Source organism: Lentzea aerocolonigenes (assembly GCF_000955955.1).
Taxonomy (GTDB): domain Bacteria; phylum Actinomycetota; class Actinomycetes; order Mycobacteriales; family Pseudonocardiaceae; genus Lentzea; species Lentzea aerocolonigenes_A.
In genome coordinates this window covers 1-2,006 of record NZ_JYJG01000474.1, presented here as the reverse complement: position 1 = coordinate 2,006, position 2,006 = coordinate 1, and the positions used below count along the sequence as shown (strand labels likewise).

General features: G+C 70.9%; 2 protein-coding genes and 1 pseudogene. 1 reads left to right on the top strand and 2 read right to left on the bottom strand.

From position 1 onward, the window contains the following. Positions 1-225, top strand: a pseudogene (locus UK23_RS44060) (pyridoxamine 5-phosphate oxidase); the annotation flags it as partial. Here the strand turns inward: UK23_RS44060 and UK23_RS44055 are convergent. Further along, positions 202-1,488, bottom strand: a complete 1,287-nt coding sequence (locus UK23_RS44055; RefSeq protein WP_045317796.1) for a M20/M25/M40 family metallo-hydrolase — start codon at positions 1,486-1,488, stop codon at positions 202-204. The pseudogene UK23_RS44060 and the gene UK23_RS44055 sit on opposite strands and share 24 nt — an antisense overlap. 15 nt (positions 1,489-1,503) lie before the next feature. Further along, positions 1,504-2,006, bottom strand: a 503-nt coding sequence (locus UK23_RS44050) for a M55 family metallopeptidase (protein WP_045317795.1), incomplete at its 5' end; no start/stop codon positions are given.

Sequence of the window (2,006 nt, the reverse complement as noted above, 5' to 3'; positions counted from 1 at the left end):
GTCGACGGCATCCCGGACGAGTTCCTGCGGATGAACGGCACCTACGCGATGAGCGCGGAGCAGCGGGTGGAGTGGGAGCGCGAGGTGCGTTCGCTCTACGACGACGGCATGGTCCGGATCGTGATCACGCCGACGTGGGCGAAGCTCATCGACTTCGAGACGACGCTGCCGACGCCGGTGCAGGAGCTCGCCGAGCGACGGTCAGCTCGACAGGAAGCGGTCTAGCACGCGGACACCGAACTCGAGGCCCTCGACGGGGACGCGCTCGTCGACGCCGTGGGCCATCGACCGGTAGTCGAAGCCGGCGGGCAGGGACAGCGGCGAGAAGCCGTAGCAGTGGATCCCCAGCCGGCTGAACGCCTTCGCGTCCGTGCCGCCGCCCAGGCAGTGCGGCACGACCACGGCGGCGGGGTCCTCGTCGCGCAACGCCTCGGCCATCGCGGCGAACCACGCGGTGTCGACGGGCGCCTCGACGGCGGGCTGGTGTTCCAGGAACTCCCGCGTCACGCCGTCGGCCAGCAGCGAGTCGATGGTCGCTTCGAGCTCGTCGATCGTGCCGGGCAGGGTGCGCACGTCGAGCTGCGCGGTCGCGGTGCCGGGGATGACGTTGACCTTGTACCCGGCCTGCAGCATCGTCGGCGTCGTCGAGCAACGCACGGTGTTCTCGACGAGCTTCGCGGCGGGTCCGAGGCGGGCGATCGTGCCGTCGACGTCGTCCAGGTCGACCTCGACGCCCAACGCCTTGCCCGCACCGACCAGGAACGCCTCCACCGTGGGCGTCAAACGCACCGGGTGCTCGTACGCGGCGATGCGCGCCAACGAGGTGACAAGTGCTGTGACGGCGTTCTGCGCGTTCTTGCGCGATCCGTGGCCCGCGCGGCCCACGGCGGTGAGCTTCATGTGCGACGTACCGCGTTCAGCCGTCCCGATCGGGTACAGCCGCACGCCGTCCACGTCGAACGAGAAGCCGCCGGACTCGCTGATCGCCGCCTCGACCCCGGTGAAGTAGGCGGCGTGGTGCTCGACGAGCCAGTGCGCGCCGTACACGCCCTGGTCCTCCTCGTCCGCGACGAACGCCAGCACGACGTCCCGGCGCGGCCGGCGGCCCTCGACGTGCCACCGGTTGAGCACCGCGAGCGTCATCGCGGCCATGTCCTTCATGTCCACGGCGCCGCGGCCCAGCACGTACCCGTCGCGGATCTCGCCGGCGAACGGGTCGAAGCTCCACTCGGCCGGGTCGGCGGGCACGACGTCGAGATGGGACTGGACGAGGACGGCGGGCAGCGACGGGTCGGTGCCGGGGATGCGGGCGAGGACGTTGGTGCGGCGCGGCGCGGGTTCCAGCAAGGTCGGCGGTACGCCGTTGTCCTGCAGGATCGCGGCGACGTGCTCGGCCGCCTCGCGTTCGCCCTCGCTGGAGCCGCCACCGCGGTTGGTGGTGTCGAAGCGGATGAGCTGCGCGCACAGCTGCGCCACGTCCAGCGTCATGCCGCCACCCTACGGTCAGCCGTAGATGCCCTCGATCGCACCTGCCGCGACGTGCGTGACGACCTTGAACGCCTTCATCGCCTCGGTCATCGACACGGCGTCGAACCCGACGCGGCGAGGCCCGGTGAGTTCGACGGTGGGCACGACCGCGGCGGCGTCGGCGAGGTGGGTGGCGTCGAACTCGATCTCGATGCGATGCGCGGACACGGCCCCCTCGCGTCGCCCTGCCAGAGTCATCGCGTTGGCGGCCGCTTCTGTGATCTGTGAAAAAGCCACCGCCGGTGGGAGACAGATGGCCGCGTAGCGCGACACGCATTCCTTCACCGCCACGCCGGTGGCGCCCGGCGCGTAGCTCCGGGCGTCTTCGCAGGTCAGGTCGTCGCCGGTGACCAGCAGCACGGGCACCCCGTACTCGGCGGCGAGAGCGGCGTTGAGCCGTCCTTCGGAGGCGTGGACGCCGTCGAGCCACACGCCGGTGATCGAGTTCTCCAGGTAGGTGTGGGCGAGCACGCCTGATG

Coding starts and splice junctions, on each gene's coding strand:
- UK23_RS44055 (WP_045317796.1), bottom strand. CDS start 1,488: ATGACGCTGGACGTGGCGCAGCTGTGCGCGCAGCTCATCCGCTTCGAC.